This is a genomic window from Streptomyces sp. NPDC001903 (assembly GCF_042891345.1).
Lineage (GTDB): Bacteria > Actinomycetota > Actinomycetes > Streptomycetales > Streptomycetaceae > Streptomyces.
On sequence record NZ_JBIASZ010000019.1, the window covers coordinates 29,474 to 49,221 of the forward strand.

Sequence of the window (19,748 nt, forward strand, 5' to 3'; positions counted from 1 at the left end):
GCTTCGGCTGTGAGGAGCGGCCTAGTGTCCCGGCGTCCGGCGCAGGACGAGGGTGACGAAGCCCCAGGTCTCGCGGTAGGTGTGCAGCCATTCGGAGCGCCGGGTGTTCGCCGTTTCGAGCACCTGGGAACTGTCCGGATCGTCGGGGTGGTCCAGGGCCCACGACGCCAGCGACCCCCAGTTGGACCACTCGTACGCGTCAAGCTCGGCGCGCGTGCTGACGTGCCCCTCGACGGGGGTCCACCCCTCGGCGACGATCCGGTCCACCGTGGTCGCCAGGTCGGCGAACTCGCCGAGCATGTCGACGGCTTCCGCGGACGGAGTGCGCTCCCAGAACCCGTCGCCGATGACGACGCTGCCGCCGGGGGCCAGGTGCTCGCGCGCCGCCGCGAGGGTGGGGAGCAGCCCCCCGAAGGCGTGCGTGGACCCGACGCTGAGCACCAGGTCGAAGGGGTGCGGGGAAGCGAAGTCCGCGGCCGGGGTCTTGTGGAGGGTCAGGCGTTCCTCGACGCCGCGGTCCTGGGCCGCCTTCGCGGCCAGCGCCAGGGCCTCCTCGGAGATGTCCACGCCCTCGGCGTGTACGAGCGGCCGTGCGGCCAGTGCCCTCAGCAGCCACTCTCCGCTGCCGCACCCGAGGTCGAGGACGCGCTCGTCGCCCCGCGGGAGCCCGCGCTCCAGCAGCCGGCGTACGGATTCGTCGTCGAGCGGGGCCTTGATCGGGTGGTCGGCGTGGGCGATCTCGGAAATCTGTTCACGGTTCATTGGGGGCAGCGTCTCAAACCAAACGCACGCAGCGCACGCCGATTTCAAGCGATCTTCGAGCGGTTTTCGATCGGTCTCCGGACGTCTTCGGACGTCTTCGGACATCTTCGGACGTCTGCGAGCGGCTTCGGGCGGTGGCGTCACGGCGACGGCGGCGTACGCCACGCGGCCATCTGCTCCCGGAAGTTCGGGCAGCCGACGATGTCCGTCCTGCTGCACCGCAGGGCGTGGGTCAGCAGCTGGTGGGCGTGGTCGAGGTCGACCAGGCGCTGCTCGATCTCGGCGACCTTCGTACGGATCATCGCCTGGCGGCGCGGCTGGTCCTGCTGCAGCTCGCGGATCTCGGCCAGGGTCAGGCCCGCCTGCTGGCACTTGCGCAGCAGCACGATCCGCTCCGCGGCCCCCGCCGGATAGCGCCGCTGCCCGCTCTGCCGTTCGGGCTGGGGCAGCAGCCCGTGGCGCTCCCAGTACCGGATGGCCGAAGCGGGCACCCCGGTGGCCCCGGCTAGCTGCCCGATCGTCATGCGCGGGTCCGGCATCTTCCGCTCGCCTCCCCTCGCTTCGCCGACGTTTGACTTGAACCTTAGTTCAAGTTGAAGAGTGGGCCGCGTACGGGACGGCCGCCCATCGGGGGCCGCCGACCGCGGCGTTTGGAGCCGAGACAGCCATGACCACAGACGTACGACCCGAGATACGGGACGAGGCCCACCAGCTCGTGGAGGCCTCCCGGCGCCTCTTCGAGGCGGGGGTGATGTCGCACTCCGGCCACGCCAACCTGAGCGTCCGGCTCGACGCCGAACGCTTCATGCTGACCCCGGGCTTCGTCCGCGGTCTGCGGGCCGAGGACCTGGCGACCGTGAGCCTCGACGGACAGGTCCTCGAAGGGGAACTGCGCTCCGTCAGCATGGAGATCATCGCCATGCACAGCGCCGTCTACCGCGCCCGCCCGCGGGCCGGCTCGGTCATCCACACCCACTCGCCCTCCGCCACCGCCTTCGCCGTGGCCCACCGGCCGCTGCCCTGCCGCACCGAGCCGATGCTGCGGTTCGGCCAGGCCGAGGACGTGCCGGTGGTGCCCTGGGGGCCGCGCGGGTCGGACGTATCGGTACGGGGCGTCGTCGACGCCCTGACGCAGAGCCCGACGACCGCCGCGGTCCTGCTCGCCAACCACGGCCTCCTGGTGTTCGGCCCGGACCCGGCGGACACCGCCCACCTCGTGGTGGCCATCGAGGAGAGCGCCGAGGCCGAGCTCGCCGCGGCGGCCATCGGCGGGGCCGTGGACTTCCCCGAAGGGGCGCTGGAGACCGTACGGGCCTCGATCGCGCGGGTGGCGTCGTGAGGACCCCGGAGGAGGCCCTCGCCCCGCGGGCCGAGGCCGTGCGCGACCGCTACCGCGCCACGCTCGGCGCCGTCCCGGCCGGCGTCGAGGCCCGCCTGCGGCTGGCCCTGGCCCACGGCCGGCTCCACACGGAGGAGGCGGTCTCCGAGCTGCGGCACATCGTCTTGACCGACAACGCGCTCGGCGGGCGCGTACAGCAGCTCGTCCACTTCGGGCAGCTCCTCGCCCTCGGCCGGGCCGACCCGGCGCGCATCCACGCCCGGGGAGCCCTGCACGCCGGAGCCGACATCGCCGACCTCGTCGGCGTGGCCGAGACCTCCCTGCTCACCGCGGGAGTCCCGGCGTACGCCCTCGGCATCGAGACGATCGTCGAACTCACCCGCGCCGAAGCGGCCGGTCCGGCCTGGGGGGTGTCGTCGAAGTAGCTTCGTCCGCCCGTGAGGGCGGGGCCGGCGGGGTCTGGTGCGTGCGATCGCAAGGCGGAGGAGGGAGGCGACGCTCGCGTCGTCGACCGACGACAACGCGGCGAGCGCGCGTGCCGGACCCCGCCGGCCAGAAGGGACTTTGACGACACCCCCTGTGCCGGCGAGCCGGGCCGGGACCTCCGGCGGCGGCCCCGGGCCACCGCTGCGCCGCCGCACTCCCCGCGGTCCGCGCCGTCATCGGAACGCCTCGACGACCACCGCCGACGGGGCCAGGAGGGCGCGGTCCACCGGGAGCCCGGGGCCCGTCAGGACGACCAGGTCCGCACCCAGCAGGGCCCGCTCGCGGGAGGCGGCCGTGGTCAGCACCGTGCCCTGCGCGGCGGCCGCGGCGGCGGCCTCGGCGTGCGGCCAGCGGGCCGGGCCCGGATGGACCGTGATGTTGCCGAGGCCGGGCACCTCGCGCACCAGCGCCGTGAGGTGGGCCGCCACGGCCGCGCCCGTGCCCAGCACGGTCGCCGAGCTGACGCGCGGCACGAGCAGGGTCTGGGCCGCCGCCGCGCAGAGCTGCGCGGCGGCCTCGTACGGGAGGGCCGGCGGGGCGGTACGGGGCATGCGGGTGCCTTCCTGCGAGCGGGGCCGCCTGCCCCGGTGCCCGCAGCGTGCCGCCGCCCGCTACCCGCCTGCTATCCGCCGGCCGCTGCCCGGTCCCGCGGGCGCCCGGGCCGGTCTACCGCGGTGCGGGCCAGGCCACGTCGGTCTCGACCGGCCGGCCGTAGGCCACGCCTTCGACGTCCCAGCCGTACAGCTCCCGGACCTGGCTCATGAACCAGTCCGCGCCGGCCCGGGCCGCCTCGAGGCCGCGTTCGGGATCCGCCCACAGCTCCCTGACGCGGTCCTGGACCCGGTCGTCGAGTTCCCAGCCGTCCAGCCGGATCCGCCCCGCCCCGTCGAGGAGCAGCGGGGTGCGGCCCTCCAGCTGGTCCCACAGGTCCACGGCCTGCTCGGCCGGGGTCCGGAAGCCCTGCTCGCCGAGAACGGTGCGCAGGAAGGCGGTGTAGAGCGCGATGGAGGGGATCGCGCTGGACGCCTGGGTGACGGCGGCGCCGGCCACCACCGTGAAGGCGCGGCCGTCCTTCTCCTTGAGGAGGGGTGAGGCGGCGAGGTCGCGGGCGGTCCGTTCCAGGTGCTCCTTGGCCGCGCCGATGGTTCCCTGGCGGTAGACGGGCGCCGTCACCTCCGAGCCGACGTAGGTGAGGGCCACGGTGGTGAACTTCTCCGCGAGGAGCCGGCGGTCGGCCAGGGCGCGCACCCACAGGGCCCAGTCGTCGCCGCCCATCACCGCGACCGTCGCCCGCGTCTCGTCCTCGGTTCCCGGCTCGATCCTGGCTCGGGTGACCTTCGGGTCGGCGCCGGAGAAGTCGAGCGCGGGCGCCTCGTAGGCGGCGCCGAGGGGTTTGATCACCGAGTGGTGGACGGTTCCCGTGGCGGGGTCGGTGCGGCGGGGCGCGGCGAGGCTGTAGACGAGGTGGTCGACGGGTCCGTAGTGCTGTTCCAGCAGGTCCATGACGTGCGCCTTGCCGTCCGCGGCGAAGGCGTCGGCGTTCACGAAGCGGATGTCGTGGCCGTCCTCGGCGGCGAGCCGGGCGGCGGTCGCGGTGCGGTACCAGCCCGCCGTCGCGGTGCGGCGCCCGGTGTCGGCGGCCTCGTAGGCGACGCCGATGCCGCGGATGCCGTGCCGGCGCAGTCCGGCCAGGAGGGTCGCGAGCCCGTAGCCGGCGGAGTGCCCCAGGACGAGCGCGACCGGCCGGCGGCCGTCGGTGCGGGCCGGGATCGCCTCCCAGGTCCGGCGCACGGTCTGCGCGGCCCCTTCGGGGTGGGAGTTGACGATGAGGAACCCGCGCTGCTTGGGCTCGATCTGGCGAGGGCTCACGCTGTGTCCGTTCCGCTGGGGGCCGAGGGGCGGGCGAGGAGTACGGGCGGGTCCGCGACCGCGCGGAGGCCGGCGGTCTCCTCGTCCGGGATGACGACGGGGCCCTCGAAGCCGAACTCCTGATCGGGATGCCCGTCCGTCACCGGGATCGTATCGACGGTTCCGCCGACGGATCATGACAAGGTGTCATGCAGAATGCGGCCGGTCGTTGTGCGGTTCGGCATTGACACCGCCCACCCCCGACTTCGGGGCCGTCCGGGAGGGCCGCTCAGCCCGCGGACCCCCGTACCAGGAGCTGCTTGCCCGCCAGTTCCGCGCGCAGGCGGGCCGCCGCCGGCGCCGGGTCGGCCGCCAGCAGCGCCTCGGCCGCCGAGGCCTCGGCCAGGGCCGCCGCCAGGTCACCGGCGGCCGCGTGCGCGTCGAAGAGCGCGCTGGCCGTACGCCCCCGCCAGACCCCGGCGCCCTCCAGGGAGCCGAACACCGCACGCGCCGCCGCCAGATGGGCCACGGCCGCGTCGGGCGCACCGCCCTCCAGTGCGGCCCGGCCCAGGGCGAGCGCGATCCGCCCCTCCGTCACCCGGTCGCCGGTGCGCCGGGCCAGGGCCTGCGCCTGGAGCAGCGCCCCCTCGGCGGGCTCGGCGCGACCCGCGCGCCCGTGCACCAGGCCCAGGCCCAGCAGGGTGCGCGCCTCGCCGGTGCGGTTGCGGGCCGCCCGGTCCATCCGCAGCGCCCAGTTGAAGGCCTGGGCGGCGAGCTCGCCCTCCCCGGTGTGCAGGTACAGGGAGCCCAGCCCGCGCACCGTCCGCGCCTCGGCCCGCAGCGAACCCGTCTCCCGGCTCAGGCCCAGTGCCCGGGTCAGCAGCTCCCGCGCCTCCCCGGTCCGGTCCAGCTCCAGCAGCGCGGCGGCCTCCCCGGCCAGGGCGAGCGCCTCGCCCGCCCGATCCCCGGCCTCCCGCAGCAGTACCGCGGCCGCGGCGTGCCCCTCGGCCGCCGCCGCGTGGTCGCCCCGTACAGCGTCGGCGCGCGCACAGAGCCACCGTACGAGGGCCGACCCGTGCCGGTCGTCCCGTACGCGGAAGGCCTCCGCGGCCGAGGCCAGCAGCGGCGCGGCCTCGGCCGCCCGGTGCCGGAACAGGTGCAGCGCGGCCAGACTCGCGCGCGCCGCGGCCGCGCCCCGCGCGTCCCCGGCCTCCTCGCAGGCGGCCAGGGCGAGTTCGCCGCACTCGCGCCAGTCCTCGGTGTGCGCGCGGGTCTCGAAGTGTCCGGCGCAGGTCACCGCCAGGTCCCAGGCCGTCTCGTGCAGGCCGCAGCCGGCGGCCCGGCGCACCGCAGCCACCAGCGCGTCGTGCTCCCGCTCCCACCACCGGCCGGGCGAGGCCAGCACCTCGTCCGCCGCGGCGGCCGGGAGCCCGTACAGCGGCGAGGGGGCGCCGCCGTGCAGGACGAGGAAGTCCCCGCCGTGCTCGCGCCGGTGGGCCTGCGCGGCCAGCGACAGCCAGGTCTCCAGCACCCGGCGCACCGCGTCCGCGGACTCCCGCGTGCTCTCCGTCGCCAGCAGCTGCTCGCGGGCGAAGACGCGGATCAGGCCGTGGAAGCGGTAGCGGGCGGTGGTGCAGGACCCGGCGGCGCCGTCACCGTCCCCGCCGCCGGGTACGAGGTCCAGCAGCTGCGAGTGGACCAGCTCCTCCACCGCGTCCTCCGCCCCCGCCGGATCCGTGCCCAGCAGCGCGGCCGCCGTCCAGCCCGGGAACTCGGCCGCGTCCAGCAGCGTCAGCAGCCGCAGCAGCCGGGCCGGCTCCGGATCCAGCGCCCGGTAGGCCAGCGTGATGTGCGAGCGCAGCTCCATCCCGCAGTACGAGAACTCGTCGAGCCGGCCCGCCTCGTCGCGGAAGCGCCGTACGAGCCGGTCGAGCGGCCAGTGCGGCCGGCACGCCAGCCGCGCCCCCACCACCCGCAGCGCGAGCGGCAGCCCGCCGCAGAACTCGGCCAGCTCCAGGGCCGCCGGGAGCTGGCCCGCGATCCGCTCGGCTCCCGCGATGCGGGTGAGCAGCTCCACCGAGTGCGCCTCGTCCAGCACGTCGAGGCGGATCTGCCGGATGCCGGGCAGGCCCGTCAGCGGGTAGCGGCCGGTGACGACCACCGCCGAACAGGCGTCCCCCGGCAGGAGTTCGCGGACCGCGGCCTCGTCGGCGACGTCGTCCAGCACGATCAGCACCCGTCGCCCCGCCAGCAGGCTGCGGTACAGGGCCTGCCGCTCGCCGCGGCCCTCGGGCACCGCGTGCGCGGGCACCCCGAGCGCGCGCAGGAAGCCGGCCAGCACCCCGGACAGCGGGTCGCCGCCGCCGTCGCCGACACCCTCCAGGGCGGCGTACAGCCGGCCGTCGGGGAACCGCTCGCGCAGCCGGTGCGCCGCGTGCACGGCCAGGCTCGACTTGCCCACCCCGTCCTTGCCGCAGATCCCGGCGATGCGCACGGGCCCACCCGAACAGCCCGGAGCCCCGTCCGGGCCGCCGAGGAACTCCACGAGCTCGGCCAGGTACTCCCCGCGGCCCGTGAAGTCGGGCAGGTCGGAGGGCAGCTGCTCGGGCCGTACGGGGCCCGAGGCCGGAGCCGGCTGCGCCGCGGCCGGACCCCCCGACGGGCCGGCCGGCGCCGCACCGGCCGCGTCGAGGGAGGGGTCGCGGTTCAGGACGGCCGCCTCCAGGTCCTGCAGGGCGCGGCCCGGTTCGATGCCGAGCTCCTCGTCGAAGACGGAACGCAGCCTGCGGTACACCTCCAGGGCCTCCGCCTGCCGCCCCGAGCGGTACAGCGCCAGCATCAGGCTCGCGTGCAGCCCCTCGCGCAGCGGCTCGGCCGCCGCCAGCGCGAACAGCTCGCCCGTCATCTCGGCGTGCCGGCCCAGCGCCAGGTCGAGGCGGGCCAGTTCCTCCAGGGCCGTCAGCCGCTGCTCGTCGAGCAGCGTCGCGCCCCGGCGCACCGGATCGCTGTCCAGGCCCAGCAGGGCAGGGCCGCGCCACAGGGCGAGCGCCTCGCGCAGGTGCCGGGCCGCCTCGGCCCGGTCTCCGGCGGCGGCGTACGAACGGGCCCGCGCGAGCAGCCGGGCGAAGAGGTGCGCGTCCAGTTCCTCCCGGGCCACGTGCAGCCGGTAGCCGGCCGCGGTCGTCTCGATCGCGTCGGGGCGCCCGGCCCGGGCGCACGCCTTGCGCAGCGCGGAGACCGCCGACTGGACCTGGGTCCGCGCCGTCTCGGGCGGGGACTCGCCCCAGATGGCGTCGACGAGGAGTTCCTGCGGGGCGACCTGGTTCGCGTGGAGGGCCAGCACCGCGAGGACGATCTGCTGGCGGGGTCCGCCGAGGGGGCGCGGTACGCCGTCCTGTGTGAGCTCCAGCGGACCCAGAAGGCCGATGTTCATCTGCGAATCCCCCATTCCCGGCGGCCCGTTGGTCCGTGGGCGGCCGCGGGCAGGCTATGGGCCGCCCGGCGGCCCCCGCCAGGGACCGCGGTGCGGGGTTCGCGATGCGTGGCATCGGCCGCGCCGATGGCCGCGCCGATGGCCGCGGCGGCGGGAGGCGGCGGGAGGCGGCGGGCCGCGCCGACCGGGAGGGTCATCGGCCCCGACCGGGTCCGATCGGCTTTCCCGATGGGAGGGTTCGCCACCCTCCATCGGCCGTCCGTTGTGGCGGCGGGCCCCGCTGAACAAGGCTGACCTGACATAGAGCAGCCCAATCACTGGAGGTGGGGACCGTGTTCCAGGACGACGACGAGGGCCGGTACGAGGTCGTGGTCAACGACGAGGAGCAGTACTCGATCTGGCCGCAGATCCGCGAGATCCCGGCGGGCTGGCGCGCCACCGGGTTCAGCGGGACGAGGGACGCCTGCGTCGCCCACGTGGACGAGGTCTGGACGGACATGCGCCCGCTCAGCCTGCGTCAGGCCATGGCGCAGGACGCCGGGGCCGCCGCCGGAGCGGGGCCTCGGTGACCACAGGCTCGATGCGCCCGCTGATCGGCCGTGGGGAGGAGCTCGCGGCCGTCCGCCGGCGGTTCGCCGCCCTCGGCGACGGCCCGGCCCTCGTCGGTGTGGCGGGGGATCCGGGCCTGGGCACGACGCGGCTCCTCGCCGAGATCGCCGCGTGGGCCGCCCGTGCCGGCGCCCACGTCTGCACCACGAACCCGGAGGCCCTCCCACGGGCCCTCCCGGCGCTGCCGGCCCCGACCGCCGCACCCGTCGTCGTCATCGTCGACGACGTGCACCGGTGCGGCGAGGCGGCCCGGGAGGCGCTGACCGGGCTGCTGGAGACGCCCCGGGACGGGATGCTGCTCGTACTCGGCTACCGGCCGCGGCAGTGCCCGCCCGCCCTGCTCGCCGCGCTGACCGCGGCCCACCCCGGCCGCCACGCCGAGCACCTCGACCTCGCCCCGCTCGACCGGGCCGGCGCCGAGGAGTTCGCGGGAGCCGGGCTGTGCGCCCGCCACAAGGCCACCCTGCACCAGGACAGCGGCGGCAACCCCCGCCTGCTCGCCCTGCTCGCCGCCTCCTGCGAAGGCCCCGGCGGCTGCCCCGGGGACGTCCCGGGAACGCGCCCCTTCGCCGCCCGGGCCGCGGCCCCGCTGCTCGCCGAGGTGGCCGCGCTCGGGCCGCAGGCCCGCCTGGTCGCGCACGCCGCCGCGGTGCTCGGCGAACCCGCGGAGCCCGACGCCCTCGCCGAGGTCGCCGAACTCGACCGCGCCGCCGTCCTCGCCGCCGTCGACGAACTCCTCGCCGCGGACGTGCTGCGCGCCGGCGCCGTCCCCGGCCACGTCGAATTCCGCCACCCCCTGCTGGCCCGGCTCGTGCACACCGCCGTGCCCGGCGGCTGGCGGCTCGAAGCGCACGGCCGCGCCCGTACGCACCACCGGGCCCACGGCCGCCCCGCGATCCGCCGCGCCCGCCACGCCGAGCAGGCCTGCCGGCCCGGGGACGAGTCCGGTGCGACCGAACTCGCCGCCGCCGCCGACGAGATGCTCGCCACCTCACCCGCCACGGCCGGCGCCTGGTACACCGCCGCCGCCCGGCTGCTGCCCGCCGCCCCCGCGCACCGGGCCCGCCGCCGGGAGCTGCTCGCCGCCGCGGCCGCCGCCGCCGTCCGCAGCGGCCGCGCCGACCTGGCCCGCGCCGCGCTCGCCGCCCGCGAGCAGCTCCTCGACGGGAGCGGCCGGGCCGTCGGGGCCGCCGACGCCGCCGAACCGCGCGCCCGCCTCGCCGAACTGGCCGGGGACCTCCCGAGGGCCCGCGAGATCCGCCACGCCGCGCTCGCCGAGCTCGCCGCCGCCCCCGGCGGCGCCGACCCGCACCGCGCCGCCGCCCTGTGGACCGCCTTCGCGGCCGCGGCCGGCTCCGACCACCCCGCACAGGTCCTCGCCCGGGCCGAAGAGGCCGTACGGGCCGCCGCCGCGCACGGCGCCGACGAGGCCCTGCACGCCCACGCCCTCGCCGCCCGAGGCACCGCGCACCTGGCCGCCGGGGAGGCCTCCGCCGCCCTGCGCGACGCCCGCGCCGCGGCCCGGATCGCCGACACCCTCACCGACCGTGCCGTGGCCCTGCGCCCGGGCGCCCTGGACTGCCTGGCCCGCCTGGAGACCGAACTGGAGCAGTACGGGCCCGCCGTACGGCACTTCACCCGCGGCCTCGACAGCGCCCGCCGCACCGGCCAGTGGCCGGCCGCCACCGCGCTCGCCGCCGGACTGGCCGCCCTGCTGCTGCGCCAGGGCCGCTTCCCGCAGGCCGCCGCCCGCGCCGAAGAGGCCGTACGCTGCTCCGAACTGGCGGGCGGTCAGGAGCCGCGCGCGCTGGCCCTGTGCCTGCGCGCCCAGGTCGCCCTGGAGGTCCACACCCCCGAGACGGCCGTCGCGGTGGCCCGGGCCGCCTGCACGCTCGCCGCCGCCGACGGCGCCTGGTGGCACCGCTCCCGGCTGGCGCTGGCCGCCGCCGAACTGGCCGCCGGGGACGCCCTCGGCGCCCTGGAGACCCTCGCCGGCGCCGCACTGGCCGACCCGCTCCGCGCCCCGCTGCCCACCGCCGAACGGCTCGCGCTCGCCGAGACCCTGTGCGGGGCCCGGCTCGCGGTGGGCCGCGCCGACGCGGCCCGGGCCGCCGCGGACCAGGCCCGCGAACTCGCCGGGCGGACCGGCCTCGCGGGGCTGCGCGTCCAGGCGCTGCTGCTGGCCGCCGCCGTCGCCGAGAGCCCCGCCGAGGCGATCGCCCCGGCCGAGGAGGCCCTGGCCGCGGCCGCCGCCTGCGGGCACGCCGCCGACGAGGGCTGGGCCCGCGTGGCCCTGGCCCGGGCCCGGACGCGGCTCGGCGAGAGGGAACAGGCCGACCGCCACCTGAGCGCCGCCGCGTACACGGCCACCGCCTGCTCCGCCGCCCGGCTCGGCCGGGAGGTCGCGGCCGCCGGCGCGGAGGCCGCCGCACCCGCGGCGCCCGCCGAGGAGGCGTACATGCTCAGCCAGCGCGAGTACGAGATCTCCCAACTGGTCAGCCAGGGCTGCACCAACCGGCAGATCGCCCGCAGCCTCGGGGTCAGCCACAAGACGGTGGAGACCCACCTCGGCCGCATCTTCGCGAAGCTGGAGGTCTCCTCACGGGCGGAGATCGCCAACATGATCGGCCGGAACACGGTGGTCGCCCGCCCCCGCGCCCGCGCCAAGTCCCTCGCCGGGGCATCCTGAGACCATCCGGGTGACGGGCCGGCCGGCCCGTCCCACCTCCAACTGCCCACGGAGAAGCACGATGTACCCCAGCATTCGCACGATCACCTTCGACTGCACCGGCGACCCGTACGACCTCGGCCTGTTCTGGAGCGGCCTGCTGGGCCGCCCGCTGGCCGACGACGACAAGCCGGGCGACCCCGAGGCGGTCATCGAGGACCCGCAGGGCGGTCCCACCCTGCTCTTCGTACGGGTCCCCGAGGGCAAGACGGCGAAGAACCGCATCCACCTCGACCTCAAGCCGCACGGCCGCACCCGCGCGGACGAAGTGGCCCGCCTGCAGGCCCTCGGCGCCCGCCTGGTCGACGACCGGACCCGCCCCGACGGCAGCGGCTGGGTCACCCTCGCCGACCCCGAGGGCAACGAGTTCTGCGTGGAGCGCGGGGAACTCGGGTGACGGCGCACACCGCTTCCGCCGCCGGCCCGGACACCTCGCGCTGGCTCAAGCGCCTCACCGTCCCCGGCGCCCCGGCCCCGCAGCCCGCCCGCGCCCGCATCGTCTGCCTGCCGCACGCCGGCGGCGGCGCGAGCGCCTACCAGGGCTGGGCCCGCCACCTGCCGCCCGCGGTCGAACTGCTCGCCGTCCAGTACCCCGGCCGCCAGGACCGGCTGGCCGAGCCCTGCAGCGAGACGATGGAGGAGAGCGCCGGCGCCGCCGCCGCGGCCCTCGCCGCACTGCCCCTCCTGCCCACCGCCGTCTTCGGCCACAGCATGGGCGCGCTCGTCGCCTACGAGACCGTGCTCCGGCTCGCCCGGAACGCCCCGCACGCCGCCCCCGCGCACCTGTTCGTCTCGGGCACCGCAGCCCCGCACCGCGACCGCGAAGAGCTGCCCGCGCTGGACGACGACTCGCTCGTCGCGTACACCCGCCGGCAGGGCGGCGCCGAGCCCGAGGTGTACGACATACCCGAGCTGCGGGAGCTGCTCCTGCCCTCGCTGCGCGCCGACTTCCGGCTGCTGACCGACTACGTGCCGGTCGAGGAGCCCGCACGCACCGGCGTCCCGGTCACCGCTTTCGGCGGCGACCGGGACGCGGGCTGCCCGCCCGAGGCGCTGGCGAGCTGGGGAGAACTGACCACGGCGGAGTTCACCAGCAGGGTGTTCCCCGGGGGCCACTTCTACCTGCAGGGGCAGGAGGAGCAGCTGACGGCCCTGGTGGCGGGCGCCCTCGGCGCCGTCGCGGGCGTCAGCGGGCAGGCTCCGTAGCCATGCACGCCGTCAGCGTGGTCCCGTCGTCCGGGTCGATCAGCAGGAACGACCCGGTACGGCGGGAGCGCGCGTACGCGTCGAGGGCCAGCGGCTCGGCCGTGCGGACCACGACCTGACCGATGTCGTTGGCCCGCAGCTCCTCGACGGCCGTGCGGCGCGCCGGGTCGTCCAGCGCCAGCCGGGACGGGATCGCCTTCACGACCGCCTTGACCGTACGGGTGGTGTGCTTGACCAGCACCCGGTCGCCGACCCGCAGCGGCCGGTCCGCGACGTGGCAGACGGTCGCCGCGAGATCGCGGGTGACCGGCGGGGCGCCGTCGGCCGGGGCGATCATGTCCCCGCGGGAGACGTCGATGTCGTCCGCCAGCCGCACCGTCACCGACTGCGGGGCCCACGCCGCCTCGGCGGGCCCGGCGAGCGTGTCGATGGCCTCGATGGTGGTGGTCAGCCGGGACGGCAGCACGGTCACCGGGGCCCCGACGCGCAGCACACCGGAGGCGATCTGGCCCGCGTAGCCGCGGTAGTCGGGGTGCTCGGCGCTCTGCGGGCGGATGACGTACTGCACCGGGAGCCGGGCCGGCGCGCCCTGCGGGTCGTGGTCCACGGGAACCGTCTCCAGGTGCTCCAGGATGGTCGGGCCGCCGTACCAGTCCATGTGCGGGGAGGGCTCGACGACGTTGTCCCCGGCCAGCGCGGAGACCGGGATGGCGGTGACCTCCGGGACGCCGAGCCCGCGGGCGTAGTCGGCGAACTCCGCGGCGATGGCGGCGAAGACGGACTCGTCGTAGCCGACCAGGTCCATCTTGTTCACCGCGAGCACCAGGTGCGGGACCCGCAGCAGGGCCGCGACCGCCGTGTGCCGGCGGGTCTGCTCGACCACCCCGTTGCGGGCGTCGACGAGCACGACGGCCAGCTCCGCCGTCGACGCCCCGGTGACCATGTTGCGGGTGTACTGCACGTGGCCGGGGGTGTCGGCGAGGATGAACCGGCGCCGGGCGGTGGCGAAGTAGCGGTAGGCCACGTCGATGGTGATGCCCTGCTCGCGTTCGGCCCGCAGGCCGTCGGTGAGCAGCGCGAGGTCCGGGGCGTCCTGCCCGCGGCCGCGCGAGGCCTGCTCCACCGCCTCCAGCTGGTCGGCGAGGATCGACTTGGAGTCGTAGAGCAGCCGTCCGACCAGGGTGGACTTGCCGTCGTCCACGGAGCCCGCGGTGGCGAAGCGCAGCAGCGAGGTGGCGGCGATGGTGCCGCCGAGGGCGGCGTTCGTGGTGGGGGTCATGGCTAGAAGTACCCTTCGCGCTTGCGGTCTTCCATCGCGGCCTCGGACATCTTGTCGTCGGCGCGGGTCGCGCCCCGCTCGGTGAGCCGGGAGGCGGCGATCTCGGTGATGACCTGGTCGATGGTGGCGGCGTCGGAGTCGACGGCGCCCGTGCAGGACATGTCGCCCACGGTCCGGTAGCGGACGAGCCGCCTCTGGGTGCTCTCGCCGTCCTTCGGGCCGCCCCATTCGCCGGCCGTCAGCCACATGCCGTTGCGCTGGAAGACCTCGCGCTCGTGGGCGAAGTAGATCTCGGGCAGTTCGATGTTCTCGCGGGCGATGTACTGCCACACGTCCAGCTCGGTCCAGTTGGAGAGCGGGAAGACGCGGACGTGCTCGCCCGGGGCGTGGCGGCCGTTGTAGAGCTGCCACAGCTCGGGGCGCTGGCGGCGCGGGTCCCACTGGGAGAACTCGTCCCGGAGGGAGAAGACGCGCTCCTTGGCGCGGGCCTTCTCCTCGTCCCGGCGCCCGCCCCCGAACACGGCGTCGAAGCCGAGACGCTGGATCGCCTCCGTGAGCGGGACGGTCTGCAGCGGATTGCGCGTGCCGTCGGGGCGTTCGCGCAGCTTGCCGGCGTCGATGTACTCCTGGACGGAGGCCACGTGCAGGCGCAGGTTGTGCCTGGCCACCGCGCGGTCGCGGTAGTCGAGGACCTCGGGGAAGTTGTGCCCGGTGTCCACGTGCAGCAGCGTGAACGGCACCGGCGCGGGCGCGAACGCCTTGAGCGCCAGGTGCAGCATCACGATGGAGTCCTTGCCGCCGGAGAAGAGGATCACCGGCTTCTCGAACTCGCCCGCGACCTCGCGGAAGATGTGGACGGCCTCGGATTCGAGGGCGTCGAGATGGCTCAGCGCGAAGAGCGAGCCGGCCGCCTCCGCGGCCCGGACGGTCGTCGTCATGCCAGACCCCTTTCGGTGAGCAGTGCGTGCAGGGCGGAGGCCGACTCCCGGACGGTCTGGGTGTGGGACTCGATGCGCAGGTCAGGGACCTGGGGAGCCTCGTACGGATCGTCGACGCCGGTCAGACCGGAGATCTCGCCCGCCGCCTGCTTGGCGTACAGGCCCTTCACGTCGCGTACGGAGCACACCTCGACCGGGGTCGCCACGTGCACCTCCAGGTAGGGGGTGGCGGTGGCGCCGTGCCGCTCGCGGACCGCCTCGCGGCTGTCGGCGAACGGGGCGATCACCGGGACCAGTACCAGCACCCCGTTGCGGGCCAGCACCTCGGCGACCATGCCGATCCGCTGCACGTTGGTGTTGCGGTCGTCCCGGGAGAAGCCGAGGTCGGCGGAGAGGAACTTGCGGATCTGGTCCCCGTCGAGGACCTCCACCCGCCGGTGCTCCCGGCGCAGCCGCCCGGCCAGCTCCTCGGCGATCGTCGTCTTGCCGGCGCTCGGCAGCCCGGTGAGCCACACGGTGGCCCCCGGCCAGCAGGTGCACCGCCGGGCCTCGGGCTGCGGCAGGGCGCCGGGCTGCGGCGGGGCCGCGGGGAGGGTTGTCATGAGTGTCATCGGTCTGCTCACGCTCCTTCGGGGCGGAGGGTCAGGCGGTCCTTCGTCGCGGTGGTGACCGCGGACCGGCTCGAGGGCCAGGGGAGGGTCTCGCCCCTGCGCCACAGCTCCGTCTGGTCGTCGTAGTGGTCGTTGAAGGCGTGTCCGGAGGCGCCGGTCAGGTTGATCCAGCGCGAGGCGTCGAAGTCGGCGAAGTCCACGACCATCCGCATCGAGGGCACCCAGTTCACCTCGTAGCCCTTGGAGGCGTCCCAGCCGGTCGCGTCGACCGTCGCCGAACCGCCGCCGACCTCCATCGGCTCGTGGTTCAGCAGCCACTGCACGGGCGCGGGCCCGCCGGTGCCCAGGGTGTCGTTGCGCAGGGTCAGGGTGTGCAGGGCGCCCCACCGCCACTTCGCCGGATCGGCGCCGAGCCGGCCGGACAGCTCCTTCGCGGCGTCGTCCATGGCGGCCCGCAGTACGTCGTCGCGGGTGCGCAGACCCCGCGGGTCCTCGGAGTTGCGCCACCACGGGTCGTCGGGCGAGGTCAGCAGCTTGCGGACGATGTCGTACCAGAGACCGCCGCCGTCCACGTGCAGCTGGGCCTTGTTGCCGTCGAGCTCGTCGTAGAACGTCAGCTTCAGCAGGTTGCTCCACACCGCGTTGAAGTACGCGGCCGCCGCCGAGCCGGCCCCCTGCCCGAAGTCCCAGCCGCGCAGCAGGTCCTGGGCCGCGCGGGCGTCCTCGCCGGGGGCGACCGCCAGCAGGTACGGGGTCAGGGCCGCCGCGTTCTCGTTGTGGTCGTCGAGCTGGATCCGCTGCATCGCGGCGGCGTCGAGCTTGCCCGCCTTCTCGATCAGCTGCGCGATCCGCTCGCTGCGGTAGCCGTCGCCCCAGTTGCGCGTCAGGTTGTACGGGTACTGCGGGCCGGCCGCCGCGTTGTTCGCGGTGACGATGTAGCCCGACGCCGGGTCGAAGGAGCGCGGCAGCGCGTCGAAGGGCACGAAGCCCTGCCAGTCGTACTCGCCGGTCCAGCCGGGCACCGGCCAACGGCCCTCGCCCTTGCCGCGCACCGGGATCCGGCCGGGCGCCTGGTAGCCGATGTGGCCCTGCCGGTCGGCGTAGACCAGGTTCTGCGCGGGGGAGGAGAACAGCGCCGCCGCGGCCCGGAAGGAGTCCCAGTCCTTGGCGGTGTCCAGCCCGAACACCGCGTCCATGGTCCGGCCCGGGTCCAGGGCGCTCCACCGCATCGCGACCGCGTACTCGGCGCCGCCCCCGCTCTCGCGCTCCACGCCCGGGATCCGGCCCTCGGCGGCGAGCGTCTTCGCCTTGGGGAAGGCGTCGGAGACGACCGGGCCGTGGACGGTGGAGCGGACGGTGATGGTGCGGTCGGGTCCACCCGCGACCTTCAGGACCTCCTGGCGGGTCTCCAGCGGCCGCTGCTCGCCCTTGTAGGCGTACGTGCCCGCGGTGATGCGCTCCACGAACAGGTCGGTGTCGGCGGGCGCCAGGTTGGTCACGCCCCAGCCGATGTCGCCGTTGTGCCCGACGATCACCCCGGGCATCCCGGCGAAGCCGAAGCCGGACACGTCGTACGGGCAGGCCGGGCCGGTCGTGTTGCAGTGCAGGCCGCCCTGGTACCAGACGCCCGGCATGGACGGGGACAGGTGCGGGTCGTTCGCGAGCAGCGGCTTGCCGGTCGTCGTGCGGCTGCCGGCCACCACCCACGAGTTGGAGCCGATGCCCGAACCGCGCGGCCCGAGCACCTTGTCGATCCCGGCGAGGGCGTCGGAGGCCCCGGCCATCGGCCCGTACGCGGCCGCCGTCGCCGAGGTCGCGGCCGCGGGGGCCGCCGGACCGGCCGGCGCCTCGGGCACGGTGCCCTGGCTGTCGCCGGGGGAGACGATGGGCCGCCAGCGGGAGAAGTCGTAGGTGGGGAAGAGCGAGTCGACCTGGGCGTCGGTCAGGGTCGCGGCGAGCAGCGCGTGCCGCACCTGGTCCGAGAGGGTGGCGTTCAGGTTCCAGGCCATGGCCTTGAGCCAGGACACCGAGTCGGCGGGGGTCCAGGGCGCCGGGTCGTAGTCCAGGCCGCCCAGCTTCAGCAGCGGGTACTCCACCCCCAGGTCCGCGCCCTTGTGGCCGGCCAGGTAGGAGTTGACCCCGGCCGCGTACGCGTCGAGGTTGGCCCGCGACTGCGGGTCCAGCAGGGCGACCTCCTGCTCGGCGACCCGCCGCCAGCCCATCGTGCGGATCAGGGAGTCGGTCTCCACCTGGCTCTCGCCGAACAGCTCGGAGAGGCTGCCGGAGGTGATGTGGCGGCGGATGTCCATCTCCCAGAACCGGTCCTGGGCGTGCACGAACCCCTGCGCGAGGAACAGGTCGTGCGGGTCGTCCGCGTAGATCTGGGGGACACCGGAGCCGTCCCGGGCCACCGTCACCCTCCCGTGCAGGCCCGGCACCGAAAGCTCACCCGACACCTGCGGGTACGAGGCCCGCACCATCCGGGTCGCCGCCAGACCGGCCACGCAGGCCACCGTCACCAGCAGCACCGCCAGGCACCAGGCGGTCACCCGCACCCTGCGCCACCCGCGCGAGCCCCGCCGAGGCGCGGCCGCGCCGGGCGGGGCCTCCCGCGGCCCGTCCCCCGGCGGCCCGTCCTCCCGGGGGGTGCCGCCGGGGTCCTCCCCACCCGGCGCGCCGGCCCGGGTCAGCGGATCCATCACATCGCTCATGTCGTCCGTTCCCATTGCTCGGCGGAACTCTGCGCTCCCGACGGTCGCAGTCGCGCCGCCGGTGCATAAGCCGGGGAATCTCCCGACAGTCGTTCCGCTATCCGTTCGCTACCGGCCGGCCGTCGGCCACCGGGAGCGGCCCGGCAGCGGGCCGATAGCGGGCCGGGAGCGGCCCGCGGTTGAGTGGGGGCACCCGGGGACGCCGCAGCGGCGCGACCGGCCACATCACCCTTGGTTTTTCCGGACACGAAGGCGGGGACATGCCGGCGACAGCGCTCTGGGCGGCACCACGATCACGTTCGACCGCGTTCTTCCGGTCGATGCTCCAGCACGGCGACATCACCGCCCTGCACGAGCCGTTCTGCAACGTCGCGGACTTCGGGGAGACCGAGGTCGAGGGCGCCGTCGTCCGCTCCGAACGCGAGCTGATCGACGCGATCGGCGCACTCGCCCGCCACCGGCCGGTGTTCTTCAAGGACACCACCGACCACCGCTACGCCGAGGTCCTCGCCGACAAGGAGTTCCTCGCCGGGATCCGGCACACCTTCCTGCTGCGCCGCCCCGAGGAGATCGTCTCCTCCTTCTACGCCCTCCAGCCCGACATGGAGCTCGCCGACGTCGGCATCGAGGGCCTGTACGAGATGTACCTGGCGGTCCTCGCCGCCGGGGGCGAGCCGCCCGTGGTCGTCGACTCCGACGACCTGGTGGAGCGGCCGGCCGCCACGATGGCCGCGTACTGCGCCGCCGTCGGCATCCCCTTCCGCCCCGAGACGCTCAGCTGGGACGCCACCGCCCGCGGCGAATGGCAGCGCACCGACCGCTGGCACGTCGCCGTCGCCAACAGCACCGGGTTCTCCAAGAGCCGCACCGCCTACCGGCACACCGCCGAGAACAACCCGAAGCTGGCGCAGTTCGCCGCACACCACCGGCCGTTCCACGAGTTCCTGTGGGACGCCCGTCTGAAGGTCGACCAGGAGGCCCCCGCCCTCTGAGGAAGACGGCCGGTGGCCGGCCCTCGGGCGCCGACCACCGGCCGCCGGAAGGGTCAGATCACCGGCGGGCGGCCCAGCCGGGTCATGCGCCACACCGTCCGCCACCGCATGGGGCGACGCGGCGGACAAGGGGTCCGCACCCCCTCGAAGAACCCGGCCCACCACGACTTCAGCCCCGCGAGCGGGGGGCGCTGCACCAGGGTGTAGGCCGCCCATGTGGCGAGGTACACCGGGACCAGGACGGCGGGCAGGTGGCGCTTGGCCAGCCAGACCCGGTTGCGCGCCGTCATCCGGTAGTAGACCGCGTGCCGCGCCGGGGAGGTCTTCGGATGCCGGAGCACCAGCGCGGGCTCGTAGCGGACGTCCCAACCGCGGTCGACCGCCCGCCAGGCCAGGTCGGTCTCCTCGTGCGTGAAGAAGAACGCGTCCGGCCACCCCCCGGTCTCCTCCAGCATCGGCATCGACAGGGCGTGTCCGCCGCCCAGGAACGTCGTCACCGGCCCGGGCCTCATCGGGTCACCCGCGCCCAGGCGGGGTACGTGCCGTTTCTGCGTCCGGCCGGCCTCGTCCGCGATCCGGAACGAGACGATGCCCAGCCGCCGGTCCGCCGCGTACAGGTCGCGGATCCGCCGCAGGACGTCCGCCTGGACCAACAGGCCGTCGTCGTCCAGGTCCACCAGGACGTCGACGTCCCCGGACTCCCGCAGGAGGCGCCAGGCGACGTTCCGGCCGCCCGACACCCCCAGGTTCTCCTCCAGCTCCACTGCGGTCACACCCTCGGGCAGGCCCGTCAGGACCGTTCCGCG

17 protein-coding genes and 1 pseudogene are annotated in these 19,748 nt (G+C 75.6%); 7 read left to right on the forward strand and 11 right to left on the reverse strand.

All coding sequences use genetic code 11. The annotated features are described in order from the left end of the window. Positions 1–21 precede the first annotated feature (21 nt). Together ACFYZS_RS32385 and ACFYZS_RS32390 are read right to left on the reverse strand one after the other, a co-directional pair. Positions 22–762 (reverse strand): SAM-dependent methyltransferase, encoded by a 741-nt coding sequence (locus tag ACFYZS_RS32385; RefSeq protein ID WP_389020430.1) that lies wholly within the window; start codon positions 760–762, stop codon positions 22–24. A 140-nt stretch (positions 763–902) separates the two neighbouring features. Beyond that, positions 903–1,301, reverse strand: a complete 399-nt coding sequence (locus ACFYZS_RS32390; RefSeq protein ID WP_389020433.1) for a MerR family transcriptional regulator — start codon at positions 1,299–1,301, stop codon at positions 903–905. Between the two features lie 128 nt (positions 1,302–1,429). Here ACFYZS_RS32390 and ACFYZS_RS32395 point away from each other — a divergent pair, with 128 nt between their 5' ends. Beyond that, positions 1,430–2,101 carry a class II aldolase/adducin family protein gene (locus ACFYZS_RS32395; RefSeq protein ID WP_389020435.1) on the forward strand — a complete coding sequence of 224 codons (672 nt, stop codon included), beginning with the start codon at positions 1,430–1,432 and terminating at the stop codon, positions 2,099–2,101. Beyond that, the gene (locus tag ACFYZS_RS32400) at positions 2,098–2,526 is read left to right on the forward strand and encodes a carboxymuconolactone decarboxylase family protein (protein WP_389020438.1); all 429 of its coding nucleotides are present in this window, start codon (positions 2,098–2,100) and stop codon (positions 2,524–2,526) included. The genes ACFYZS_RS32395 and ACFYZS_RS32400 overlap by 4 nt, the downstream gene beginning before the upstream one ends. Positions 2,527–2,760: 234 nt before the next feature. Here the strand turns inward: ACFYZS_RS32400 and ACFYZS_RS32405 are convergent, their stop codons facing one another. The 4 genes from ACFYZS_RS32405 to ACFYZS_RS32420 all read right to left on the reverse strand — a co-directional run bounded on the left by ACFYZS_RS32405 (position 2,761) and on the right by ACFYZS_RS32420 (position 7,868). Then, positions 2,761–3,138, reverse strand: a complete 378-nt coding sequence (locus ACFYZS_RS32405) for a hypothetical protein (RefSeq protein WP_389020441.1) — start codon at positions 3,136–3,138, stop codon at positions 2,761–2,763. 115 nt (positions 3,139–3,253) lie between these two features. Continuing rightward, entirely contained in the window at positions 3,254–4,456 is a 1,203-nt protein-coding gene (locus ACFYZS_RS32410; protein ID WP_389020443.1) for an enoyl-[acyl-carrier-protein] reductase FabV, read from the reverse strand. Continuing rightward, entirely contained in the window at positions 4,453–4,599 is a 147-nt protein-coding gene (locus ACFYZS_RS32415; protein ID WP_389020446.1) for a hypothetical protein, read from the reverse strand. Before ACFYZS_RS32415 ends, ACFYZS_RS32410 begins: the two co-directional genes overlap by 4 nt. Positions 4,600–4,724: 125 nt before the next feature. Continuing rightward, entirely contained in the window at positions 4,725–7,868 is a 3,144-nt protein-coding gene (locus ACFYZS_RS32420; protein ID WP_389020449.1) for a BTAD domain-containing putative transcriptional regulator, read from the reverse strand. Between the two features lie 323 nt (positions 7,869–8,191). On the opposite strand from ACFYZS_RS32420, the gene ACFYZS_RS32425 reads away from it, so the two are divergent. From ACFYZS_RS32425 to ACFYZS_RS32440, 4 genes are all read left to right on the forward strand, one after another. Continuing rightward, positions 8,192–8,437, forward strand: a complete 246-nt coding sequence (locus tag ACFYZS_RS32425) for an MbtH family protein (RefSeq protein WP_389020452.1) — start codon at positions 8,192–8,194, stop codon at positions 8,435–8,437. Next, complete coding sequence (locus ACFYZS_RS32430) at positions 8,434–11,166, forward strand: LuxR C-terminal-related transcriptional regulator (protein WP_389020454.1); 2,733 nt, start codon at positions 8,434–8,436, stop codon at positions 11,164–11,166. Before ACFYZS_RS32425 ends, ACFYZS_RS32430 begins: the two co-directional genes overlap by 4 nt. A 61-nt stretch (positions 11,167–11,227) precedes the next feature. Beyond that, positions 11,228–11,602, forward strand: coding sequence for a VOC family protein (locus tag ACFYZS_RS32435; protein WP_389020457.1), 375 nt, complete (start codon positions 11,228–11,230; stop codon positions 11,600–11,602). Then, positions 11,599–12,411, forward strand: coding sequence for a thioesterase II family protein (locus ACFYZS_RS32440; protein ID WP_389020460.1), 813 nt, complete (start codon positions 11,599–11,601; stop codon positions 12,409–12,411). The genes ACFYZS_RS32435 and ACFYZS_RS32440 overlap by 4 nt, the downstream gene beginning before the upstream one ends. On the opposite strand, the gene ACFYZS_RS32445 is transcribed toward ACFYZS_RS32440, so the two are convergent. From ACFYZS_RS32445 to ACFYZS_RS32460, 4 genes are read right to left on the reverse strand one after another with little or no spacing between them, the layout of a single operon-like run. Beyond that, on the reverse strand, positions 12,392–13,690 hold the full coding sequence (locus ACFYZS_RS32445) for a sulfate adenylyltransferase subunit 1 (protein WP_389020463.1): 1,299 nt from the start codon (positions 13,688–13,690) through the stop codon (positions 12,392–12,394). The genes ACFYZS_RS32440 and ACFYZS_RS32445 overlap by 20 nt on opposite strands. Positions 13,691–13,692: 2 nt before the next feature. Further along, positions 13,693–14,628, reverse strand: coding sequence for a sulfate adenylyltransferase subunit CysD (cysD, locus tag ACFYZS_RS32450; protein ID WP_389020466.1), 936 nt, complete (start codon positions 14,626–14,628; stop codon positions 13,693–13,695). After that, positions 14,625–15,230 carry an adenylyl-sulfate kinase gene (gene cysC / locus ACFYZS_RS32455; protein WP_389020734.1) on the reverse strand — a complete coding sequence of 202 codons (606 nt, stop codon included), beginning with the start codon at positions 15,228–15,230 and terminating at the stop codon, positions 14,625–14,627. Before cysC ends, cysD begins: the two co-directional genes overlap by 4 nt. Before the next feature lie 17 nt (positions 15,231–15,247). Then, positions 15,248–17,950 carry a penicillin acylase family protein gene (locus tag ACFYZS_RS32460; protein WP_389020468.1) on the reverse strand — a complete coding sequence of 901 codons (2,703 nt, stop codon included), beginning with the start codon at positions 17,948–17,950 and terminating at the stop codon, positions 15,248–15,250. Positions 17,951–18,210: 260 nt separating this feature from the next. Between ACFYZS_RS32460 and ACFYZS_RS32465 the strand changes: the two genes are divergently transcribed. After that, positions 18,211–18,942 carry a sulfotransferase family protein gene (locus ACFYZS_RS32465; protein WP_389020471.1) on the forward strand — a complete coding sequence of 244 codons (732 nt, stop codon included), beginning with the start codon at positions 18,211–18,213 and terminating at the stop codon, positions 18,940–18,942. 53 nt (positions 18,943–18,995) lie between these two features. Here the strand turns inward: ACFYZS_RS32465 and ACFYZS_RS32470 are convergent. Continuing rightward, positions 18,996–19,745, reverse strand: a pseudogene (locus ACFYZS_RS32470) (glycosyltransferase family 2 protein); the annotation flags it as partial. Positions 19,746–19,748 lie beyond the last annotated feature (3 nt).

Excerpts from the sequence above, each read along its gene's own strand:
- ACFYZS_RS32390 (WP_389020433.1), bottom strand. The coding sequence starts at position 1,301 with ATGCCGGACCCGCGCATGACGATCGGGCAGCTAGCCGGGGCCACCGGG.
- ACFYZS_RS32435 (WP_389020457.1), top strand. The coding sequence starts at position 11,228 with ATGTACCCCAGCATTCGCACGATCACCTTCGACTGCACCGGCGACCCG.
- ACFYZS_RS32460 (WP_389020468.1), bottom strand. The coding sequence starts at position 17,950 with ATGAGCGATGTGATGGATCCGCTGACCCGGGCCGGCGCGCCGGGTGGG.
- cysC (WP_389020734.1), bottom strand. The coding sequence starts at position 15,230 with ATGACAACCCTCCCCGCGGCCCCGCCGCAGCCCGGCGCCCTGCCGCAG.
- ACFYZS_RS32395 (WP_389020435.1), top strand. The coding sequence starts at position 1,430 with ATGACCACAGACGTACGACCCGAGATACGGGACGAGGCCCACCAGCTC.
- ACFYZS_RS32385 (WP_389020430.1), bottom strand. The coding sequence starts at position 762 with ATGAACCGTGAACAGATTTCCGAGATCGCCCACGCCGACCACCCGATC.
- ACFYZS_RS32445 (WP_389020463.1), bottom strand. The coding sequence starts at position 13,690 with ATGACCCCCACCACGAACGCCGCCCTCGGCGGCACCATCGCCGCCACC.
- ACFYZS_RS32405 (WP_389020441.1), bottom strand. The coding sequence starts at position 3,138 with ATGCCCCGTACCGCCCCGCCGGCCCTCCCGTACGAGGCCGCCGCGCAG.
- ACFYZS_RS32465 (WP_389020471.1), top strand. The coding sequence starts at position 18,211 with ATGCCGGCGACAGCGCTCTGGGCGGCACCACGATCACGTTCGACCGCG.
- cysD (WP_389020466.1), bottom strand. The coding sequence starts at position 14,628 with ATGACGACGACCGTCCGGGCCGCGGAGGCGGCCGGCTCGCTCTTCGCG.
- ACFYZS_RS32420 (WP_389020449.1), bottom strand. The coding sequence starts at position 7,868 with ATGAACATCGGCCTTCTGGGTCCGCTGGAGCTCACACAGGACGGCGTA.